Below are 15,226 nucleotides of genomic sequence, written 5' to 3'. Positions count from 1 at the left end.
GCCACCTAACGTGTTAGGGGCGTCAAAAAGGTCTTTTGAACCAAGTCGTCTGGCCGCATGTATTGCTCCCGTGCGTTACTTGAGTTCTTGTTGGATATCTGATTTCGAAAATTCAAAGCCTCCAGGCGTTTATGTGGAGGAATCCAAAACCTGCAATGCAGCTGTTGAACAAGGCAGCATGCCGGCCAACACAAAGAGACCTTGCGCAACATCCACGATGGCTAGAGACCTAAAAGGCACAAAAGCCTAGACCAACCCGACTTCCAGCAGCTCGCGCTTGATATATGCGTAGTACAGCGGTGCAGCCACCAAACCTGCCACCCCGAAAATCGCCTCGCCCACAAACATCACGGTCAGCAGCTCCCAGGCGGTAGTGCCGGTGCGCTTGCCCACGACCTTGGCATTGATGACGTATTCAAACTTGTGGATCGCGATCAAAAAAATCAGGCAGGCCAAACCCACCATGGGTGCGACCGACATGCCCGCCAGGGTCAAGACACCATTGCACAGCAGGTTGCCCACAATCGGCACCAAGCCTGCAAAAAAGGTCAAGGCCACCAACATGCCCGAATACGGGACCTGAACCTCAAACAAGGGCAGCGCACCGAACAAAAACAAGGCGGTGCAAACGGCATTGAACGACGCGATCCAGAACTGCGCCACCACAATTTGGCGGAACGCCCCGATAAAGTGCCGCGCCCGTGTGCGCGCTGCCGCCCGCAACGGTGCGGGGTGGGGCACGCCCGGGGTGCCCACGATCAAGGCGCCAATCACCAACCCGACATACGCCAGCAGCAGCCCTTGAAGACCTGCGGAACCAAAACCCGTGATAGCCCGTGCCTGGCTTTGCAAATACGCCGCCAGCCACGCCTGGGCAGCCGCCAAGCCATCGGGCAGATGGGCCGCGAGATCGGGCGGCAGTTTTTGCCGGATCTCCAGCACCGTGCCGGCAAGGTGGTGCAGCAAAGCGGCATATTGGCCGCCGGCCCCGATCACCATGCCTTTGGCATTCGACAACACCACCGCAAACAAGAGCAGGGGCACCACAATGACCCATCCAGCCGCAGCAAACGGGCCGGGGCGCCACCGCCCCAAGCGCTGGCTGGTGCTCAGGGCCTGCGCCACCATGAACCCGAGGCAGACCGCCAACAGGCCGGGCAACATGCCATAGACCAGCACCGTCAAACAGATCAGCCCGACCAGCACAAAAGAGCTGGCGGCCACATAGCGGGACAACGCGGCCACGGGGCCTGAAGAGTGGGGCTTGGAATTCATGAGTGCCGCGATGGTATCAATAGCGCCAGCAGCGGTTCGAACCCCCAGAGACTGCGGGGATGTCCCCCGGGGCCCATGCCTATTGCGCCACATCAAGACTGGTGTCAGCTTGGGTGCCTAGACTGTGCAAAACATACCCGCAGGAGACACGATGCTGCCCGCCTTCATATCCCACCCGGATTGCGCCCGCCACGAGATGGGCCCCGACCACCCTGAATGTCCCGAGCGCCTGGGCGCCATTCAAGACATGTTGCTGATCCGTGGCCTGCTGGATTACATGAACACCTACGAGGCGCCCTTGGCCACGCTCGCCCAGCTCGGCCGGGCCCATGCGTCCAACTATGTCAATGAGCTGATCGACGCCTCACCCACCCACGGTTACCACAAGGTCGACCCCGATACCGACATGAACCCCTACACCGTGCGTGCCGCTTTGCGGGCTGCCGGCGCGGCGGTGCAAGCGACCGATCTGGTGCTCGGGGGGCAGGTGCCGAGCGCCTTTTGCAATGTGCGCCCACCGGGCCACCATGCCGAGCGGTCCGCCGCCATGGGCTTTTGCTTTTTCAACAATGTGGCGGTGGGAATCCGCCATGCCCTCGATGTGCATGGTCTGGAGCGGGTGGCCCTGGTGGACTTTGACGTGCACCACGGCAACGGGAGCGAAGACATCTTCCGGGGGGATGACCGAGTCCTGATGTGCTCCATATTCGAGCAGGGACTCTACCCTTACACCGGTGAGAAAGCCGTGGGCCCCAACATGATGAACATCGGCCTACCGGCCCGCTCGGGCAGCGACAAGTTCCGCGAGGCAGTGGCCACCCAGTGGGTGCCGGCGCTAGACGCCTTTGCGCCCCAGCTCATTTACATCTCGGCCGGGTTTGACGCCCACCGCGAAGACGATATGGGCAACCTCGGCCTGGTGGACGCAGACTACGCTTGGGTCACCCGGCAACTGATGGCGGTGGCCCAACGGCATTGCCAAGGGCGCATCATCTCCTGCCTGGAGGGGGGCTATGTGCTCAACCCCTTGGCCCGCAGTGTGGCGGAACATGTCAAAGTCTTGATCGGCGCGGACTAAACCCATCTGGAGAGACCATGGAAAAGCACTATCTCACCCCCCTCTTCGCACCGCAATCCATCATCGTATTTGCAGGCTGCACCGATTCGCCCGAAACCATGACCCACCAGGCCCGCACCCTGGTGGCCTCCCTGAAGAGTCAAGAATTTGCCGGAACCCTGCGCTTTCTCGACATTCAGAGCACCGGCACCCTGGCAGATCTGGCCCAGGCCCGGGCCGATCTGGCCATCATCGCCCTGCCGCCGCAAGACGTGACTGCGGCCCTCGAGATCGCAGGCCGGATCGCCTGCCGGGCCGCCTTGATTGTGTCGAGCGGCGTCAGTGCCGCGCAGGCCAGCGCCCTTGCCAAAATTGCCAAACGCGAGGGGATCTTGCTGTTGGGGCCCAACTGTCTCGGGGTCCAGCGACCAGCCTTGCAGCTCAATGCCAGTGCTGCCGGCCCCTGGCCCAGCGGGGGCCCTTGGCGCTGGTTTCCCAATCGGGCGCGCTCACCGCGTCCATGCTCGACTGGGCGGCCAACAATGCGGTGGGGTTCTCCAGCGTCATGTCACTGGGGCCACACACCAGCATTGATATCGCCCATGTGCTCGATTACCTTGCCAATGACGCGCAGACCCAGAGCATCGTGGTCTACTTGGAGGGAATCTCGGACTCGCGCCGCTTCATGAGTGCCCTGCGCATGGCGGCCAACGCCAAGCCGGTGGTGGTGCTCAAGGCCGGCCGCCGCCCGGCGGGTAATGAAGCCGCCCAGACACACAGCGGCGCCATTGTGGGCAGCGACGATGTATTCGACGCCGCCTTGCGCCGCGCAGGCGCCGTGCGGGTGCGCTCTTTTGTGGAGTTGTTTTCAGCAGCCAAGTGCCTGGCCTCGCGCTACCGGCCGGTGGGCAAGCGGCTGGCCATCGTCACCAACGGCGGCGGGCCCGGCGTGCTGGCCGCCGACTGGATCAATGAGCTCCAGCTGCAACTCGGGCGCTTGTCTGCCGAGAGCGCAGCCGCGTTGAAGCCGCAGTTGCCGGAATTGGCCTCGCTCACGGACTTGATGGATTTATCTGAAGAGGCTGACGCCAGCCACTTCAAGGCCGCACTAGAGGCAGCCGGCAAAGACCGCGGTGTGGACGGCGTATTGGCGATTTACTCGCCCAAGGCAGGGCACGACTCCTCTGCGGTGGCCGAGGCACTGGCCGAGGTCAAAAAAACCATCGGCAAACCCCTGCTATCTTGCTGGATGGGCGACAGCAGTGTTATCGCGGCACGCGGCATCTTGAAGGCGGCCGAGATCCCCAGCTTCCGCACCCCCGAAGCTGCCGTGGGCGCCTTCGGCAACATTGCCTCCTTCTACCAAAACCAGCTGCTCTTGCAGCAAACACCGCCGCCCCTTTCCACCCTGGCCAAGCCCGACATTGAAGGTGCACGCCTGGTGATCGAAAGTGTGCTGGCCGAGCGGCGCAAGGTGCTGACCGAGATGGAGTCCAAGACCCTGCTCTCGGCCTTCCATATCCCGGTGACCCGCACCATCCTGGCCCGCAGCGCCAACGAGGCCATGATGATTGCCACCCAGCTGGGCTTTCCAGCGGTGCTGAAAATCGACTCGCCCGACATCAGCCACAAATCCGATGTGGGCGGCGTGGCGCTGAACATCATGAACGCCACCGGCGTGCGCGACACCTACAACGACATGATGCAAACCGTGAAGCGTCTGCGGCCCGATGCGCGCATCAACGGCGTCACGGTGCAGAGCATGGTGCGCTCGCGCCACGGCCGGGAAATCTGTATCGGCCTGGTGACCGACGACCCCTTTGGCCCGGTAATTGCCTTCGGTGCCGGCGGCACCATGATCGAGCTGATCAACGACCGGGCCATGGAACTGCCCCCGCTGAACCAGTTTTTGGCCCGCCGCCTCATCGAGCGCTCGCGCGTGGCCGAGACCTTGGGTGAATGGCGCGGCAGCCCGCCCGCCAATATCGACCTGCTGGAGCAAATATTGCTGCGCATCTCCGAGATGGTGTGCGAGCTGCCCCAGCTGCGCGAGATGGACATCAACCCCATCATCGTGGACGAACACGGCGCCGTGGCGGTGGATGCGCGCATTGTGATTGACCATGCCCCACAGGGCGTGAGCAGCCGGGTGCACAACTACAACCACCTGTCCATCCTGCCCTACCCAGCCCAGTACGAGCAGCTGTGGCCCATGCGCGGTGGCGGCGAATACACGGTGCGCCCGGTCCAACCCGACGACGCGCAGATGCTGCAAGACCTGGTGCAAGGCCTCTCCAAAGAGAGTCGCTATTTCCGCTTTGTCTCCAGCATGCATGAGCTGCCGCCCTCTATGCTGGCGCGCTTCACGCTGATTGACTACGACCGCGAAATGGCTTTGGTGGCCATCCATAAAACCCGCACCGCAGGCGAAGACGGCGAAATGCTGGAGACCGAGCGCATCATCGGTGTGTCGCGCTATGTGACCAACCCTGACAAGTCGAGCTGTGAGTTCTCGTTGGTGGTGGCGGACGACTTTGCGGGCAAGGGCCTGGGCTCGCGGCTGATGATGGCCATCATGGATGTGGCACGCGACAAGGGCCTGAGCGAAATCGAAGGCCTGGTGCTCACCCATAACCCGGGCATGCTCAAGCTGATGCGCAGCCTCGGTTTCACCGTCAAAACTTTTGAGGAAGACGCCGACTTCAAACTGGTCAGCCACCCGCTGTGAGCTACTGGCTTGCCAACCGCAATCGCACTGTTGATAAGACTTTAGGGCTCTAGCCCTCCTAGATAGTGCGCGGGTAGCTATGCTTTCAGGAGCAGTTGCTGGAGTACTAAGCGGGCGCTGGACAGGTTGGTCGCACACGGCACGTCATGCACATCACAGGCGCGCACCAAGGCATTGATGTCGGGCTCGTGGGGCTGTGGGGTCATGGGGTCGCGCAGGAAGATCACCGCGTCCACCTCGCCCACCGCCAGGCGGGCGCCGATCTGCAAGTCGCCGCCCCAAGGGCCGCTGAGCATGCGCTCCACGCTCAGGCCCACCTCGTCGACCAAGCGGCCGCCGGTGGTGCCGGTGGCCATCAAGGTGCAGGTTTGCAGATAGGGGGCGAACTCACGGGCGAGTGCCACCATGGTGTCTTTTTTGCGGTCGTGCGCAATCAGGGCGATGCGCGGGCGGTCAGAAGGGGTGCGGGTGGCGGGTCGTTGGGCGGGGCTGGTACTCATGCCCGCATGCTAAAGCACCAGCCGGGACGAGGCGGGCACATGCGCCATCAAAAACTCCATCTGGTCCGCCAGGATGCGGCGGTTGCGCAAAATAAAGTCTTCCCACAGGCTGGGCACATAAGGCGTGTAGAGCAAGGGCATATTGGCCTGCTCGGGGGTGCGGTGGCTTTTGCGGTGGTTGCACGGCTTGCAGGCGGTCACCACGTTCATCCAGGTGTCGATGCCGTGCTGGGCGAAGGGAATGATGTGCTCCCGGGTCAGATCGGGTTCATGGAAGTGCCCGCCGCAGTAGGCGCACACATTGCGGTCGCGGATGAACAGCTTGGCGTTGGTCAGGCCAGGGCGCAAGTTAAAGGGGTTGATGCGGGGCACACCGCGGGTGCCAATGATGCTATTGACCCGGATGATGGATTGCTGCCCGGTGACCGAGTTGTGGCCGCCGTGGAACACCGCGACTTCGCCGCCGGCTTCCCAGCGCACTTCGTCCGCAGCGTAATGAATCACCGCTTGTTCGAGCGATATCCAGGATTGGGGCAGCCCTTGGGCCGACAACTTCAAGACTTTCACGCAACGCCTCCATCAACGGTTCAAACAACCACCAACACAAGTCTGCAAAGGTCTGCAAGTGCGCACCGGACGAGCGGCCCGGGCCCTGCTCGGTCACAATATACCGTGTTTCCATGACAAATTGGCTTCAGGCGCCGATGCGATGTGCGCAGCCTGCTATCAAAAAGATAACAACTCCATGAAGGTTTTTCGCGGTTTCAAGCACCCCGGCGTTGCCGAGGCGTGCGCAGTGACGATTGGCAACTTCGATGGCGTGCACCGGGGGCACCAGGCCATGCTGGCCTTGCTGCGGGGCGAGGCCCAGCAGCGTGGGGTGCCCAGCTGTGTGCTCACCTTTGAGCCCCATCCGCGCGACTATTTCGCCAAACTCCATCAAAAGCCGGAATTGGCACCCGCCCGGGTAGGCACCCTGCGCGACAAGCTGGACGACCTGGCCAAGGCCGGTGTAGACCAGACCATCGTGCTGCCTTTCGATGCGCGTCTGGCCAACCAGAGCCCGCAAGACTTCATCCAGCAGGTGCTGCAGGACGGTCTCGGCGCCCGCTATGTGCTGGTGGGTGACGATTTCCGCTTCGGCAAGGCCCGCGCCGGCGACTACGCCCTGCTCGACGCGGCGGGAGAGGCCCACGGCTTTGACGTGGCCCGCATGAACAGTTACGAGGTGCATGGCCTGCGCGTCTCCAGCTCTGCGGTGCGCGACGCACTGGGCCAAGGGCGGATGCAAGATGCCGCGCGCCTGCTGGGCCGGCCCTATTGCATCAGTGGCCATGTGGTCCACGGGCGCAAGCTGGGCCGCACCTTGGGCTTCAAAACGCTGAATTTGCGTTTTGCCCACTGGAAACCCGCCGCCAGCGGCATTTTTGTGGTGCTGGTGCACGGCCTCTCGCCCAAACCCCTGCAAGGCGTAGCCAACCTCGGCGTACGCCCCTCGCTGGACCCCAACGATGTGAACCGCGGCCGGGTGCTGCTGGAGACCCATTGCCTGGACTGGCCGGAAGAACTGGGCCCGGAGGGGGCCTACGGTAAAATCATCCGGGTGGAACTTCTACACAAACTGCACGACGAGCTCAAATACGACGGCCTGGATGCCCTGACCCAAGGGATACAGAAAGACCGCGACGACGCACGTGCCTGGCTTGCCTCGCACACCAACGCGCCGGGCAGCACCCGAATTTGACGGGGCTGGCCCCTGCGGCCACCCGACGCACCTTGCCCCGCGTCACCTGTCTCCCTCTGGGGTTGCCTTGGCACATGCGCCGGTAGCCCTCCACCCGAATTGCTTGCACAAAGCCTCCAAACCGAGAGTTGGCCATGACTGAACCCGTTGATTACCGTAGCACCCTGAACCTGCCCGATAGCGCCTTCCCCATGCGCGGCGACCTGCCCAAGCGCGAGCCGGCCTGGGTGAAGACCTGGAACGAAGAGGGTTTGTACAAAAAACTGCGCGATGCCCGCGCAGGTCAGCCCCTGTTCGTGTTGCACGACGGCCCGCCCTACGCTAACGGCAAGCTGCACATCGGCCACGCGCTGAACAAAATCTTGAAGGACATGATCGTCAAGAGCAAACAGCTCGATGGCTTTGATGCGCAATACATCCCCGGCTGGGACTGCCACGGCCTGCCGATCGAAAACGCGATCGAAAAGCTGCATGGCCGCAACCTGAGCCGTGACGACATGCAGGCCAAAAGCCGCGCTTTTGCCACCGAGCAGATCGACCAGCAGCGCGAAGACTTCAAGCGCTTGGGCGTATTGGGTGACTGGGAGCGCCCCTACAAAACCATGAACCCTGCCAACGAGGCCGGTCAGATCCGCGCCTTTAAGCGCGTGATCGAGCGTGGCTTTGTGTACCGCGGCTTGAAGCCGGTGTACTGGTGCTTTGACTGCGGCTCCAGCTTGGCCGAGTTCGAGATCGAATACGCGGACAAGAAGAGTGACACGCTGGACGTGGCCTTTGAGTCCAACGATGCGGCTGGCTTGGCGAAAGCCTTCGGCCTGACCGCCCTGCCTGCGGGCAAGCAAGCCTTCGCCGTCATCTGGACCACCACCGCCTGGACCATCCCCGCCAACCAGGCGCTCAATGCCCATCCCGAGCTGGAATACGCGCTGGTGGACACGCCCAAGGGCGTGCTGCTGCTGGGCGCCAGCCTGGTAGGGAAGTGCTTGGAGCGATTCGGTCTGACCGGCACTGTGCTGGCTACCGCCAAGGGCGAAGCCCTGCGCGGCCAGGTGTTCCGCCACCCGCTGTACGACCTGCCTGCAGATGTCAACGTGGCCGGCAATGAATACAGCTACAAGCGCCTCTCGCCACTGTACCTGGCTGACTATGTGAGCGACGGTGACGGCACCGGCATCGTGCACTCCTCGCCCGCCTACGGCGTGGACGACTTCAACAGCTGCATTGCCAATGGCCTGAAATACGACCAGATCTTGAACCCCGTGCTGGGCAACGGTGTGTACGACGCCGAGCTGCCCCTGTTCGGCGGCCAGCACATCTGGAAGGCCTGCGCCAACGTGATCGACACCCTGCGTGAACACGGCCGCCTGATGGCCACCGTGGGCATCACCCACAGCTACCCGCACTGCTGGCGCCACAAGACCCCGGTGATCTACCGCGCGGCCGCCCAGTGGTTCATCCGCATGGATGCCGGTGAGGGTGTGTTCACCAAGGACAAAGCGCCCAAAACCCTGCGCCAACTGGCGCTGGACGCCATCGAGCACACCAGCTTCTACCCCGAGAACGGCCGCAGCCGTTTGCGCGACATGATCGCCAACCGCCCCGACTGGTGCATCAGCCGCCAGCGTAGCTGGGGCGTGCCCGTGCCCTTCTTCCTGCACAAAGACAGCGGGGAATTGCACCCCCGCACCATGGAAATCCTGGACCAAGCGGCTGACATCGTCGAACAAGGCGGCATCGAAGCCTGGAGCCGAGTGTCGGTGGAAGACATCCTCGGCGCGTCCGACGCCCCCAGCTACACCAAGAGCACCGATATCTTGGAAGTCTGGTTTGACTCCGGCTCCACCTTCCAACACGTGCTGCGCGGCAGCCACAAAGATGCCTACGCGGTGCCCCCATTCCATACAGAGGGCCCCGAGGCCGACCTGTACCTGGAAGGCCACGACCAGCACCGTGGCTGGTTCCACAGCTCGCTGCTGCTGGGCTGCGCGCTCTACGACCGTGCGCCCTACCGCGGCCTGCTGACCCACGGCTTTGCCACCGACGGCCAAGGCCGCAAGATGAGCAAGAGTTTGGGCAACACCGTCGAGCCGCAAACCATCACGGGCAAGATGGGCGCCGAAATCGTGCGCCTGTGGGTGGCCAGCACCGACTACTCCGGTGACCTGAACATCGACGACAAGATCCTGGCCCGCGTGGTGGACACCTACCGCCGGGTACGCAACACGCTCAAGTTTTTGCTGGCTAACGTTTCTGACTTTGACCCGGTCAAAGACGCCGTGCCTGCCGACCAGATGCTGGAGATCGACCGCTACGCCTTGGCCCGTGCCGCGCAGTTGCAGGCCGACATCCTGGCGCACTTCAAGGTCTACGAATTCCATCCGGTGGTGAGCAAGCTGCAGGTGTACTGCAGCGAAGACTTGGGCGCGTTCTACCTGGACGTGCTCAAGGACCGCCTCTACACCACCGCCGCCAACAGCCTGGCCCGCCGCTCCGCGCAAACCGCGTTGTGGCAGATCACCCAGGCCATGCTGCGCTGGATGGCACCCTTCCTCAGCTTCACGGCTGAAGAGGCCTGGGCAGTACTGGGTGCAGAAGGCAAAACGCCCGAAGCCACCAAGCTCTCCATCTTCCTGGATGGTTACTCCACCTTTGCCGCGCCGGACGAGGCCTTGCTGGCCAAGTGGGCCCGCATCCGCGCAGTGCGCGAGGCGGTCAACAAAGACATCGAAACCCTGCGCGCCGCAGGTCAGGTGGGCGCCTCCCTGCAAGCGGAGGTCACACTCACCGTGCCGGCCGAAGAGTTCGCCTTGCTGAGCAGCTTGGGTGAGGACTTGAAGTTTGTGTTCATCACCAGCGCTATCACTTTGGTGGAAGGCCGGAACCTGACCTCACCCAACGAGGATGGCGTACAGGCGGAAGTTTCATTGGTGAATGGCGTTCCAACGAAAATTACTACTACCCCTAGCAAACATGTGAAATGCGAGCGCTGCTGGCACTACCGTGCGGACGTTGGGGCAGACGCCGCCCACCCCACCCTGTGCGGCCGTTGCACCACCAACCTGTATGGCGCCGGCGAAACCCGGACGTTTGCCTGATGGCCCGCGGTAAACAAACCTTCAGCAAGAGCAGCGGCAAAAGCGGCTGGGTACAGTGGCTGGGCTTGGCCCTGATCTTGCTCCTGATTGACCAGTTCACCAAAGTCCTGATTGTCGGCAACTACCGCCTGGGTGACAGCACCTTTGTCACCAGCTTCTTTAACGTCGTGCGGGTGCACAACACCGGCGCAGCGTTCTCGTTTCTGGCGGATGCGGGCGGCTGGCAGCGCTGGTTTTTTACCGGCATCGGATGTGTGGCGGCCGCAGTGATCATCTGGATGCTGCGGGCCCATCCGGGGCAAAAGTTGTTCAGCTTTGCCATGGCCTGCATTTTGGGCGGTGCGATCGGCAATGTGATTGACCGCTTGATGTACGGCTATGTGGTGGACTTTCTGGACTTCCACTGGAACGGTATGCATTTTCCAGCCTTCAATGTGGCGGATTGTGCGATTTCCGTAGGCGCCATCTGCCTGATCCTGGACGAACTCCTGCGGGTCCGAAAGACCTGATTCCAAGGCAGCTGCCGGGCGCCGAAAGGCACTCGCCTAAAATAGAGGTCTTTGGCGTGCGCACCCCTCTGCGCCCCGCCGCGTATCGCACCGACACCTCCACCATGCACACACCCTTTTTCCGACGCGGCCTGTTGGCCGCTCTTTTGACTTTGGGCGCTTGCCAAGCCAGTTGGGCGCAGAGCGTCCTGATGGCGCAAGCACCCACTCCGGCGTCCGATACCGCCCCCGCAGCCAATGCAGTGTCCGGCCAATTTGACAAGGCGATCAACAAGGACGAAAACTGGTACTTCTCTTGGGGCTACAGCCGTCAGCAGTACGCGCCGTCGGACATCCACGTTTCGCAACCGGAACTGGGCAACAACTTCACGGTCCGCAACGCGCGAGCCAGCGACTTCCCGTCGAGTGTGCCGGACACCTTCAAGTCCCTGCTCAGCCTGGACTTCACCGATCCGCAGGAAAACATCCGCATCGGCAAGTTCCTCAACGACGAGAAAACATTCGCAGTGGAACTGAACATCGACCACAGCAAATACAACGTCGATTACGGGCAAACGGTGGCGGTCGATGGCACCGTCACCACCCCGGGTGCGACCTCTTCCATGGTGGTGTCGCCCCAGAACTTCAACTACGCCTTGCACAACGGCTTGAACCACATCATGGTCAACGCCGTCTGGCTTCACCGCCTACGCGGCCCGGCGCACAAAGCCGGCGACCTGCAACTCATCAGCCGGGTGGGAGCAGGCATTTTGCTGCCCCACGCGGACAACGTGATTTTTGGCAATGCCAACCAGGTCGGCCCCAAGAACGAAAACATCTGCTGCTTCAAGAGCAACGACTGGTGGCAAATCAACGGCTGGACCGCCGGCGTGGAAGTGGGCTTGCGCTACCGGGTCTACAAGGCGATTTATGTCGAGCTGACCAACAAGATTGCCTACGGCCGCCTGAGCAAGGTGCCGGTTTACAAGGGCACAGCCGACCAGGAAATCTGGATGAACGAGCAAGTGTTGTCGGCCGGCTTTTTGTTCTAAACCGCAGTACACCTGCCAAGTCAAGGGCACCCGAATCGGGTGCCCTTTTTGGTTACAGCGTCAGCACGGTGCAACCGGTGGTGCGGCGCGACTCCAGGTCCAAGTGGGCTTGCTGCACATCCTCCAAGCGGTAGCGCTGGGCAATGTGGATCTGGACCTTGCCGCTCAACACGATGTCGAACAGGTCATCCGCCATGGCCTGGGTGCTCTCGCGGGTGGCTATGTGGGTGAACAGGGTTTGGCGCGTCACATAAATCGAACCCTTGGGCCCGAGGATGCCGGGCGAGAACGGCGCCACCGGGCCGGAGGCATTGCCAAAGCTGGCCATCAAGCCAAAGGGGGCGATGCAATCGAGGGACTGGTCCCAAGTGTCTTTGCCTACCGAGTCGTAGACCACCTTGACGCCCTTGCCACCGGTCAGCTCCTTAACCTTGGCCGCGAAATCACCCGCTCTGTAATTGATAGCAAACTCCGCACCATTGGCAAGGGCTAGGGCGCATTTTTCATCAGATCCAGCAGTGCCGATCAAGCGCAAGCCCAAGGCTTTGGCCCACTGACAGGCAATCAGGCCCACGCCACCGGCAGCTGCATGAAAGAGCACAAAGTCACCAGCCTGCAAGCCGCCTTGGGGCAGTGTGCGTTTCAGCAGGTACTGGGCGGTCAGGCCCTTGAGCATCATGGCCGCACCGGTTTCGAAGCTGATGCCATCAGGCAGCTTGCACACGCACTTGGCAGGCATCACCCGCACTTCGCAGTAGCTGCCCGGTGGTTGGCTGGCATAGGCCGCGCGGTCGCCCACCTGGAGGTGGCTCACGCCCTCGCCTACCGCCTCGATCACACCGGCGGCTTCCATGCCCAACTGCACCGGCAGGCTCATCGGATAAAGGCCGCTGCGCTGGTAGACATCGATGTAGTTGAGGCCCACCGCATGGTGGCGGATACGCACCTCGCCGGGGCCGGGCTCGCCCACAGTGACCTGCACCAGTTGCAGCTGCTCGGGGCCGCCGTGCTGGGCGATGTGGATGGCGCGGGATGTCACTGAACGCATGGTCTTGTCTCCATCGATGGGGTTGTTATGAATCCGGAGCATGGTGCCAGAAATCGGCCGCGCCCGCAGCCCTGCGCGGGGCATCGCTTCCTTGTTACAGTCGACGCGATGACCCAACGCCTGACGCCGACTGCCGCCTTCCTTCTCGTGATTCCCCCCTTGATGTGGTCCGGCAACGCAGTCGTAGGCCGCTTGGTCGCCCCCCTTATTTCCCCGATGACGCTGAACCTGCTGCGCTGGGGGATTGCGTTTTTGATTCTGTTGCCCCTGGCTCGCAGGGTGCTGCAGCGTAACAGCGACCTGTGGCCCCAGTGGAAGCGGTTTACCCTGCTCAGCCTGTTCAGCATCGGGGGCTACAACGCGCTGTTGTACTTGGCGCTCAACACCTCGACGGCGATCAACGTCACCCTGGTTGGCGCGAGCACGCCGGTGTGGATGTTGCTCATCGGGCGCCTGTTCTTCAAAGTGCCGGTGAGTCGCCGGCAAATTCTGGGAGCGGTGTTGTCGATTGCCGGCGTGGTGCTGGTGCTCGGCCGCGGCGATTGGGAGGTCATGACCCAGCTGCGCTTGGTGCCGGGCGACCTGTATGTGCTCTTGGCCTCCATCGCCTGGGCGACCTACAGCTGGCTATTGGCCCACCCCACGCCGGAGTCGGCGGCGATCCGGGCAGACTGGTCTACGTTTTTGATGGGGCAGATTGTGTTTGGCCTGGGCTGGTCTATGGCCTTCACGGCCGGCGAGTGGGCCTTGACGCCGGCCCATATCGACTGGAGTGCCGGTCTGGTCGCGGCACTGGCCTTTATTGCCGTGGGCCCCGCGGTGATTGCCTACGGCAGCTGGGGTGCCGGGGTCTCGCGCGCCGGGCCTGCGATTGCGGGTTTCTTTATCAACCTTACGCCGCTGTTCACTGCGGTGCTGTCGTCCATTTTTATAGGGGAAGCACCGCGCGCCTACCATGCGGCCGCGTTTGTGCTGATCGTCTCAGGCATTGTGATTTCTTCGCGCAAGTAGCCGAGCCGCCCAGGCAGGAATAGCGCGGCCATTGCATCAGGCCGCTTTTTCGGGCACAAAGCGCGCGCTGAGCGCCAGCACCGTGGCGGCCACCACCACCACACCCATGGCTGCAGTGAGCGACGCGTGTTGGGCAATAAAGCCAATCAAGGGCGGGCCGACCATGAACCCGGCATAGCCAATGGACGAGACCGCCGCAATCGCTGCTGCTGGCGTGGTGCCGGGCACCCGGCTCGCCGCACCATACAAAATCGGCACGATCATCGCCAGGCCGGCACCGACCAGCCCGCATCCGATGATCGCCACCACGGGGTGACCGGTCAGCAAAACACCGGCCATCGACACCGCCGTCACCACTCCGCTCACCTGGAGTAGGCGCTGCTCGCTGTAAAGCGCCCTCAGCCGGTCTGCTGCAAAGCGCATGGCGGCCATTGCACCGGCACAGGCGGCGTAGCCAATGGCGGCCTGCTCATGGGGCATGCGCACCTCTTGCTGGAGGTAGAGCACACACCAATCGAATATCACCCCCTCCGCGCTCATGCCGGCAAATGTGAGTAGGCCCATGATCAGCAGCGCACCCCGCGGCCAGGTGAAATGCACTTTGGGCTTGTCGGTGGGCGGTGGCGTGGGTAGCATCCAGCGCGCACCGATCCAGATCGCCACTGCAACTGCCACGCCTACGCCCAGTAACTGCCACTCGGCCAACACCCCGGCACCCAACATGCCGGCCGCCAGCGCCGCCCCACCCATGGCCCCCAAGCTGAACATGCCGTGCAAGCTCCCCATGATGGGTTGGCCTCCGGCGACCTCGAGCGCCGAGCCCTCGGTGTTGATAGCCACATCAAACACGCTGAGCGACGCGCCGAACAACAGCATCGCCAGCAGCAGCCATGGCAAACCCGGCCAATGCAACACCAAGCCCAACATGCAGGCCATGACCACCGCGCAGAGCATGGCCGTTTGGCGCGCACCCAGCCGGCCGATCACCCGGCCTGCAAACATCACTGCAGACACGGCGCCCACCGCCGCTGCCACCAACACCAGCGAGAGCGCGCCCTCGCCCAAGGCGTAGCGCTGCTTGACCGATGGAATGTGCACACCCCACACCGCACTAAAAACACCCAGCAGCGCAAATAAGCCCCGGGTGGCCCAAATTGCCCGGCGGATTTGCGAGGGGCTGCCATGTTCAAAGCCTTTATCCACGGCACACCCCTGCGCTAAAAATAGC

Annotated in this window: 11 protein-coding genes and 1 pseudogene; 7 read left to right on the top strand and 5 right to left on the bottom strand. The window is 62.6% G+C overall.

What is annotated here, in order from left to right; all coding sequences use genetic code 11:
• Window positions 1-246: 246 nt before the first annotated feature.
• A complete protein-coding gene (locus tag RAE19_RS14115) occupies window positions 247-1,275 on the bottom strand; it encodes an AI-2E family transporter (RefSeq protein WP_313875487.1) in 1,029 nt (342 codons plus the stop codon).
• 151 nt (window positions 1,276-1,426) lie between these two features.
• Between RAE19_RS14115 and RAE19_RS14110 the strand changes: the two genes are divergently transcribed.
• Complete coding sequence (locus RAE19_RS14110; protein ID WP_313875486.1) at window positions 1,427-2,353, top strand: histone deacetylase family protein; 927 nt, start codon at window positions 1,427-1,429, stop codon at window positions 2,351-2,353.
• A gap of 17 nt (window positions 2,354-2,370) precedes the next feature.
• Window positions 2,371-5,060 (top strand): annotated as a pseudogene (locus RAE19_RS14105) (GNAT family N-acetyltransferase).
• A gap of 77 nt (window positions 5,061-5,137) precedes the next feature.
• Here RAE19_RS14105 and RAE19_RS14100 read toward each other — a convergent pair.
• Both RAE19_RS14100 and RAE19_RS14095 read right to left on the bottom strand, forming a co-directional pair.
• Complete coding sequence (locus tag RAE19_RS14100; protein WP_313875485.1) at window positions 5,138-5,560, bottom strand: methylglyoxal synthase; 423 nt, start codon at window positions 5,558-5,560, stop codon at window positions 5,138-5,140.
• Window positions 5,561-5,569: 9 nt separating this feature from the next.
• Window positions 5,570-6,127 carry an HNH endonuclease gene (locus tag RAE19_RS14095; protein WP_313875484.1) on the bottom strand — a complete coding sequence of 186 codons (558 nt, stop codon included), beginning with the start codon at window positions 6,125-6,127 and terminating at the stop codon, window positions 5,570-5,572.
• Window positions 6,128-6,305: 178 nt separating this feature from the next.
• On the opposite strand from RAE19_RS14095, the gene RAE19_RS14090 reads away from it, so the two are divergent.
• From RAE19_RS14090 to RAE19_RS14075, 4 genes are all read left to right on the top strand, one after another.
• Window positions 6,306-7,304, top strand: coding sequence for a bifunctional riboflavin kinase/FAD synthetase (locus RAE19_RS14090; RefSeq protein ID WP_313875483.1), 999 nt, complete (start codon window positions 6,306-6,308; stop codon window positions 7,302-7,304).
• 134 nt (window positions 7,305-7,438) lie between these two features.
• Window positions 7,439-10,399 (top strand): isoleucine--tRNA ligase, encoded by a 2,961-nt coding sequence (gene ileS / locus RAE19_RS14085; RefSeq protein WP_313875482.1) that lies wholly within the window; start codon window positions 7,439-7,441, stop codon window positions 10,397-10,399.
• The gene (lspA, locus tag RAE19_RS14080) at window positions 10,399-10,908 is read left to right on the top strand and encodes a signal peptidase II (RefSeq protein ID WP_313875481.1); all 510 of its coding nucleotides are present in this window, start codon (window positions 10,399-10,401) and stop codon (window positions 10,906-10,908) included. Before ileS ends, lspA begins: the two co-directional genes overlap by 1 nt.
• A 104-nt stretch (window positions 10,909-11,012) precedes the next feature.
• Window positions 11,013-11,939 carry a hypothetical protein gene (locus RAE19_RS14075; protein ID WP_313875480.1) on the top strand — a complete coding sequence of 309 codons (927 nt, stop codon included), beginning with the start codon at window positions 11,013-11,015 and terminating at the stop codon, window positions 11,937-11,939.
• Between the two features lie 52 nt (window positions 11,940-11,991).
• Here the strand turns inward: RAE19_RS14075 and RAE19_RS14070 are convergent, their stop codons facing one another.
• Window positions 11,992-12,987: a quinone oxidoreductase family protein gene (locus RAE19_RS14070; RefSeq protein WP_313876244.1), complete on the bottom strand. Its 996-nt coding sequence runs from the start codon at window positions 12,985-12,987 to the stop codon at window positions 11,992-11,994.
• Between the two features lie 108 nt (window positions 12,988-13,095).
• On the opposite strand from RAE19_RS14070, the gene RAE19_RS14065 reads away from it, so the two are divergent.
• Window positions 13,096-13,998 (top strand): DMT family transporter, encoded by a 903-nt coding sequence (locus RAE19_RS14065; RefSeq protein WP_313875479.1) that lies wholly within the window; start codon window positions 13,096-13,098, stop codon window positions 13,996-13,998.
• 36 nt (window positions 13,999-14,034) lie between these two features.
• Here RAE19_RS14065 and RAE19_RS14060 read toward each other — a convergent pair whose 3' ends face one another.
• A complete protein-coding gene (locus RAE19_RS14060) occupies window positions 14,035-15,201 on the bottom strand; it encodes an MFS transporter (protein ID WP_313875478.1) in 1,167 nt (388 codons plus the stop codon).
• Window positions 15,202-15,226: the final 25 nt, after the last annotated feature.

It is taken from the genome of Rhodoferax potami (assembly GCF_032193805.1).
GTDB lineage: Bacteria > Pseudomonadota > Gammaproteobacteria > Burkholderiales > Burkholderiaceae_C > Allorhodoferax > Allorhodoferax potami_A.
This window is presented reverse-complemented; position numbering and strand designations above follow the sequence as displayed.